The organism is Actinomadura darangshiensis (genome assembly GCF_004349235.1).
Taxonomy (GTDB): Bacteria; Actinomycetota; Actinomycetes; order Streptosporangiales; family Streptosporangiaceae; genus Spirillospora; species Spirillospora darangshiensis.
Genome location: NZ_SMKY01000440.1, coordinates 1 through 5610 on the forward strand (window position 1 = coordinate 1; position 5610 = coordinate 5610).

Consider the following 5610-nt stretch of genomic DNA (forward strand, 5'->3'; position numbering starts at 1 on the left):
GATGAGGTGGCCGTACTTCCCAGCAACATCAGAAACAGGCGCCGGTCCATGGCCCCAGCTTGCGTGAGGGCGCGCAGCGCCCGCAAGGTGCCGTGGGTGTCCCAAGGCACGATCAGCCCGGTGTCGGCGGGCACCGCCTGCGAATCGTCGGCCGGCCAGCCGAGCTCGGAGGGGGTGATCTCGCGGTGCAGAACCTCCGACAGGAGCGCCGCTGTGAGGCAGGGCCATGGCGGCCGTGGAGGACGAGGCCGATCGCCGGTCACCCACTTGTAAGGGGTCTTGGGGTGGATCCGCTCGGGACGGCCCTGCCGTTCGGCGAAGGCGTTGAGACGGCGTGCCAGCCGCTCGGGGCTCCACCCCAGCACGCTGAGCTGCGCGGCCAGCCGGGCATCGTTCCCGCTGGCCGCGGTGGTACTGAAGCTGGGATCGGCCATCAGGTCCTCCCCGCACAAGTCGGCAGCGTGCATCCCCGGGTGCTCGCACGGTAACCCCCGCCGGACCACCCCGGCCACGGGATTGCACCAGCGCGCACCAACGGCACCCATTCACACTTTCGGCACCATCCCCACCGGCGCGTATGCCGCCGCCTAATGGGACCAGACAGCACCCGATGGTCGGGGCCGGTCGCCCCAACGGGAGGTACGGTGCAGCGCACGTTGTCGGGATCAGCCGGGGAGCGTGGTTCGTGCGCGCTGTGCCTGGGGGCAGATCCGTCTCGATCCACGCCGCTGGATGGACTGCTGCCGCCTGGCAGGTCCCGGTTCATCGCAGCCGGTGAGAATCTTGTTGCGGTGCCGACGTACGGCTGTTTCGTCCCCGGCTACCTGCTTGTGGTGCCGCGGCCCCATGCGCTGTCCTTCGGCCAGTTGCCGGCAGGCGTCCTGGAGGAATCCCAAGCTCTGATCGAGGGTCTGGCCGCCCGGTTGCAGGCGGTCTACGACCTGCCCGTCTTGGCCTTCGAGTACGGCCTGGCCGCCACCGGGATACGACGGATCGAGCACGCCCACTGGCACCTGCTGCCATCGACCGCAGACCTGACCGGATGGCTGGATGAGCAACTGGACGGCGAGGAGATCGGCGCTCTGGCTGATCTGCCCGCCGACCGTTCCTACATTGCAGTCCGTACCCAGCAGGCGGCAGTGCGGGTCTATGACGTGGGCCGGGATGCCGATCAGGTGCGGCAGTCGCATCGGCGGATCCGGCTGCGCCGCGCCGTGGCCGCCCTCGACCCCCGCGTCCACGACGGCGCCTGGGACTGGTCCGAGCACCGCTGCGCCAAGCTCATCGCCGCAACCGTCACCGACCTGCAAGCCCCACCGTACGCCGGGAGGCCGGTGCCATGAATGGCAAGTTGTCCCAGTCACGTTCGGTCACGGGACGCCCGTCGACGTCCCGCGGCGCGGTGCTGCAAAGCGGCTTCGACGACCTGTACACCGCGGTGTACGCGGTCCTGGACGACGCCAAGAGCAGGCACGACCTGGTGAAGCTGTACAAGGGCAGCCATACCTCGCCTGATCCGCATCCGGTCGTGACCGATGTCGGGAGCTTCTTCTACCGCGAGCGGCAGGGCCTGTTCGGTTACGCCTGCCACCAGGCAGGCAACCACCACTCGCCGACTCTGGCCGACCTGGACGTCTTCGACGCCGCCTACCAGCCCCGCATCAGCGTCCGAGCCGTGTACGAGCTGCTTTACCCACAGCTGGCCCGTCCCGGCGAATCGGCCGTCGAGGTCCTGCGCTATGTCGCGGGGCGCCGGCACCGGCTCGGGGCCTACCGAGGCGGATCGTCAGGGTTCGATGAGGAGGCTCGCGCGTTCGCCGCCGCCCACTTCACCAGCGTCGGCGTCCCGTGCGGCCCAGACCGGGTGGCGGTGTTCTGCGGCGGCGCCAAGGGCGCGTTCATGGCGTTCTGCGCCGCGATCATGTGCCGCCGCCGGCACGACGACTTGCACCACCTGGGCGGGTTGCTGCTGACCCCGGCCGGCTATTACCAGAGCCTGCGGCTCATCCCGCCGGTGTTCGGCGGCACCATCCACGTCACCCCCGAGCTCACCGGTACCGCAGTGAGCGAGTGGCTAGCCGCCACCGCCGACCATCCGCGCCGGTGCGTTTACGTCCCGTTGGTCAACAACGCCGACGGCGCCGTCCTGACCCGCGAACGCGCCCACGACATCGCCGGGGTGATGCTGGAACACAACGCCATCCACCCAGGCCGTCCCGTCTACGTCCTTGCCGACGACGTCTACGCCCTGTCCTGGCTCGACCCGCACCAGCCGGGCCTGCCCATCGGAGCGGTGACCGGCACCGACCTCGGCGAACCCGCACTCGGACCGATGAGCGACTGGACGCTGAGCGTGGCCACCCCCTCCAAAACCTTCGCGCTCCCAACCAGCCGCGTCGCCTTCGCCACCACCACCAGCCCCGCCCTCGCCGCAGCAGTCGCTCACTACCGCACCGTGCTGTCCCAAGGTCGCGTCCCTCAGGCCAGCGAACTGACCGCGGCCGCGGCCATCTGCCTCACACCAACCAGCTGGATCAACGACTGGAACGTCGAATACCGATCCGCGCTGCAGGCCGTGTCGCTCGCCCTCCACCAGATCAACACCCGCCTCGGCCACCAGGCGGTATGGGCCGACCCGATCGAAGGCGGCTGGTATCTGCCGCTGCGGGTCAGCCCCACCCTGCTCCCCAGCGCGGCCAGCAGCGTGGACGCATTCGCCGCCCTCCTGCACTACGGCGGCGCCGACCCCGACAGCGGCATCGCGCTGCTACCGGGCGAGCTATTCGGTCACCGCGACTACAACGGCGGGTTCCTGCTGCGCGGCACGCTGGCCGCCGGCGACCGCGAGTTGCACCGCTTCGTCTCCCGCCTCACCCAGGCCGCCACCCTCTACTCCGGACCCGCCGGCCCCGACATAACCGTCAGGGCTCTACGACAGGCCCGCACCGTCGCCGACCTCGACGCGATCCTGGCCAGCACGCGGTACTAACCCCGGCGAGCCGCCCCAGAAATGTCACCGGATCCCACTACCCTCAAACCACCACATGTAGTAGCTCGAACCCGACACTAATCCCACAAATTGTGGAATCGGTTACGGAGGCGGAAATGGCCCAGTCACCCAACCCGACCGCTCAGCGGCACCTGCAACAGCACATGCCCCGACGGCGGACCGGCGTGACCACGGCGGTGACCATCGGCGCAGAACGGTTCTACCTGACCGCCAACGCCCGCTCCGACGGCACCCTGGGTGAGGTGTTCATCTCCTGGGGCAAACAAGGCCAGACCCAGGCCGGGCTGATGGACATCTACGCCGTCGCCCTCTCGGTCGGCTTGCAGCACGGCGTCCCCTTGCTGGACCTGATCCGCCAGGGGCTGGACCTGTACTTCGTCCCCAACGGCCACACCGACGACCCCGACATCCCCCGCGTCCGCAGCGTCGTCGACTGGGTCGCCCGCCGCTTGGCCATCGACTGGCTGCCGTATGAGGTCCGCGTCGCCGAAGGCATCCTCACCGTCGACGAACGTGTCACCGCCGCTGGCGACTGGCTCGCCGCCGAGACCGCCAAGATCCCAACCGTGCAGACCCAGGTGCCGTCGGCCGACCCCGCCGCAGACCCCGACGAAGTCATGGTGGCCTTCCGCGCGGAACTGGCCAGCGGCATCGGCACTCCCGTCCAGCCTCGCCGCTGACTCGACCACCAGCGGGGCGCGGCCGTGACATCTGATCGGCAGGAACGAGCGGGGCGTCATTACCAACGGCTTGCGGCCCGGTTCGAGGAGAACTGGGCCTACAGCCCGGCATTCGTGGAGTGGATGACCTCCCAACTCGTGAAACGGCTCAATCCTTGCCCGGGCGAGTGGGCAGCGGATGTCGGCTGCGGCACCGGCCTGTACTCTCGCGGGCTGGCCGAGCGGACGCGCGGTGTGGCCTGCGTTGACCCGTGTGGGGCCATGCTCGCCCAACTGCCGACCGATCCGGCGTTGGTGCCGGTGCGGGCGTCGTTGGAGGATCTGGCCATGGGGAGCGTGTGGATGCCGCGCCCGGAGTTCGAGGTGGTCCTCGCCAAGGAGGTCCTGCACCACGCCGCTGGCACCGGTGTCGCGCTTCGGACGCTGGCCAGCCTGGTGGCACCCGGTGGCAGACTGCTGCTGGTGCTGCTCGCCCCGAAGTTGGACTACCCACTGTTCGCCGCAGCACTGGAGCGGTACGGCCGCCACCCGGCCGACACTGGAAGCATCGCCGCCCAGCTCGCCGCATGCGGCCTACACAGCGAAGTGAGCACCGCATCCTTCCCCCTGACCATCGGCAAGGACCGGTGGTTGGAGATGGTCGCAGACCGGTGGATGTCCCTGCTGTCGAAGTTCGACGACGTTCAGCTCGCGGCCGGTATCGCCGAGATCGACGCCACCTACAGCGGGCCGGTGCTGGAATTCGACGACTCCTTCGTGTTCGTCCTGGCCCGCCGCCTTCCCCATCCACGCCGACCAACTCCGGCTCGCCGCTGAGCAGGCCAACACGCTGTCCGCGGGGTGAACGAGCTTGATCGGAGAGGACTAATGGGTCTGCCTGCGCGATCCTCCACGCGGCTGGCAGACGGCTCGATAGGGTGGCCTGTGATGCAGGTGAGCCATCAAGTGGCCTGATGTTCACTTGAGTTGCCGGAGGGTTTGTTATGTCCTCGGTCGTTGAAGGCCCGCGCGCCGTGGTCTGGGATCTTGTCGCAGCAGTCACCCCATTCGACGAGCGGGAGGCTGCTGATCGTCGGTGGATGCTGGACTGGATCGAGTCAGACGCACCGCTGTTTCGGACCGAGAAGCCCGCCACTCCGCCGGAACATCTGGCTGTTTATGCCGCGCTGGTGGATGAGGATTCCCACTCGGTCATGCTCGTCGACCACGTAAAAGCAAAAGCGTGGCTGATGCCGGGTGGCCATGTGGACCCGGACGAGGATCCTCGTCAGACGATCGTGCGTGAACTCGATGAAGAACTGCGGATCGCCCCATCGTTCCACCCGCTGACCGGCAGCGCTCCGCTCTTTCTTACCGTGACCCAGACCCGGGGTGCTCACTCGCACACTGATGTCACGTTGTGGTTCGTCTTCCAAGCTGATCGACGTACCCCGATCACTCCTGATCCTGCGGAGTTCTCGGCGGTTCGGTGGTTTGAGTTGGATCGGGAGACCGGTTGGGCGGCCGAGCAGTTCGACCCTCAGATGGCGCGATTTGTCGCCAAGCTTTCTCAGACGCTTGACCGAGTCACCGCAGGTTCGTAGGTGCGCGGTCGGCGAAGACGTCGATCTCGGCTTCATTTGGAAGCGGGGCTCCGAACGGACGGCTGCACCACCGGCTACCCGCTGCACAAGCGAACCGCAGTAGTTCCTCCAGGTCATCCCCGCGCCGAAGCCGATGGATCAGCCCTGCCGAGAACGCAGCGCCGGCCCCCTGCGGCTGGCGCATGGGAACAGAAACGGCGTGCGCTGCGGTGAGCTTCCCCCCGTAGCACGGACACCCGATCTGAGTTGACCTTGATCAACTTGGGAAGGAAGTGTCTCGTGCCACCACCTCACCCGCCGGAGTTCCGGCGTCGCGCCGTCGAGCTGGCCCGTACCG

Annotated in this window: 7 protein-coding genes; 5 read left to right on the forward strand and 2 right to left on the reverse strand. The window is 68.1% G+C overall.

From position 1 onward, the window contains the following. The coding region (locus tag E1293_RS43960) for a hypothetical protein (RefSeq protein ID WP_424923728.1) at positions 1–434 on the reverse strand (434 nt) is incomplete at its 3' end. Between the two features lie 357 nt (positions 435–791). Between E1293_RS43960 and E1293_RS43965 the strand changes: the two genes are divergently transcribed. The 5 genes from E1293_RS43965 (at position 792) to E1293_RS43985 (ending at position 5273) form a co-directional block, all read left to right on the forward strand. Then, positions 792–1343, forward strand: a complete 552-nt coding sequence (locus E1293_RS43965) for an HIT family protein (RefSeq protein WP_132205607.1) — start codon at positions 792–794, stop codon at positions 1341–1343. Next, complete coding sequence (locus E1293_RS43970) at positions 1340–2989, forward strand: aminotransferase class I/II-fold pyridoxal phosphate-dependent enzyme (protein ID WP_132205609.1); 1650 nt, start codon at positions 1340–1342, stop codon at positions 2987–2989. Before E1293_RS43965 ends, E1293_RS43970 begins: the two co-directional genes overlap by 4 nt. Before the next feature lie 164 nt (positions 2990–3153). Next, positions 3154–3690 carry a TSCPD domain-containing protein gene (locus tag E1293_RS43975; RefSeq protein ID WP_481726114.1) on the forward strand — a complete coding sequence of 179 codons (537 nt, stop codon included), beginning with the start codon at positions 3154–3156 and terminating at the stop codon, positions 3688–3690. Positions 3691–3714: 24 nt separating this feature from the next. Then, positions 3715–4506 carry a class I SAM-dependent methyltransferase gene (locus E1293_RS43980; protein WP_132205613.1) on the forward strand — a complete coding sequence of 264 codons (792 nt, stop codon included), beginning with the start codon at positions 3715–3717 and terminating at the stop codon, positions 4504–4506. Positions 4507–4673: 167 nt separating this feature from the next. Further along, a complete protein-coding gene (locus E1293_RS43985) occupies positions 4674–5273 on the forward strand; it encodes an NUDIX domain-containing protein (RefSeq protein ID WP_132205615.1) in 600 nt (199 codons plus the stop codon). Here the strand turns inward: E1293_RS43985 and E1293_RS50900 are convergent. Next, positions 5257–5457, reverse strand: a complete 201-nt coding sequence (locus E1293_RS50900; protein ID WP_165978681.1) for a PfkB family carbohydrate kinase — start codon at positions 5455–5457, stop codon at positions 5257–5259. The genes E1293_RS43985 and E1293_RS50900 overlap by 17 nt on opposite strands. Between the last annotated feature and the right edge of the window lie 153 nt (positions 5458–5610).

Bases quoted from the DNA above. Each gene is read 5' to 3' on its own strand.
- E1293_RS43970 (WP_132205609.1), top strand. From the start codon at position 1,340: ATGAATGGCAAGTTGTCCCAGTCACGTTCGGTCACGGGACGCCCGTCG.
- E1293_RS43975 (WP_481726114.1), top strand. From the start codon at position 3,154: ATGCCCCGACGGCGGACCGGCGTGACCACGGCGGTGACCATCGGCGCA.
- E1293_RS50900 (WP_165978681.1), bottom strand. From the start codon at position 5,457: ATGCGCCAGCCGCAGGGGGCCGGCGCTGCGTTCTCGGCAGGGCTGATC.
- E1293_RS43985 (WP_132205615.1), top strand. From the start codon at position 4,674: ATGTCCTCGGTCGTTGAAGGCCCGCGCGCCGTGGTCTGGGATCTTGTC.